This window comes from Pseudomonas sp. B329, assembly GCF_023127835.1.
Taxonomy (GTDB): domain Bacteria; phylum Pseudomonadota; class Gammaproteobacteria; order Pseudomonadales; family Pseudomonadaceae; genus Aquipseudomonas; species Aquipseudomonas synxantha_A.
The window spans coordinates 970-1,418 of record NZ_SPKP01000066.1 but is presented as its reverse complement, the minus strand read 5'-3'; the positions used below and the strand labels follow the sequence as shown (position 1 = coordinate 1,418).

The following is a 449-nucleotide window of genomic DNA, read 5'->3' as shown; positions in this document are numbered from 1 at the left end:
CTTGTAGCTTCTTAAAGCTTGGTTTCTTGCCATCCGCCGTAACACTGCCATCGGGGTAGGTGATTTGGGTGTAATCCCCCACCTTGTGCACTTTGGGCTCCACCGAGTGGACGACGTAGTCGGCATGCAATAGCGGTTCAAACGAAATCTTTCTGGCCGTCGGCGCGCGAAAATAAGAATACATTTCACCCTTGCCCACTAACCAAACGAGTTTTTCGTGCTTGCCAAGAAATTTCTCATTAACCCAAGGGTAATAGTCTTGGCTGATCTGCAGATCACCACTGACGTTTATAACGGGTTCAAAAGCCGAGCGTTGTTGTGGCAGATTCTGATCGAAGATCACAATAATCCCGCCTCCCGGACCCGCCCTTACGTTATCCCCAAAGTGCGTCGTGTTGGCATAGGTGACGCCAAAGGTGACGTTACTCAGTTGCCACAGGCATCGGCTG

The 449-nt window shown here is 50.8% G+C and carries 1 pseudogene; it reads right to left on the bottom strand.

Annotated elements, in window-relative coordinates:
- A pseudogene (locus E4P00_RS27835) lies at nt 1–449 on the bottom strand (hypothetical protein); the annotation flags it as partial.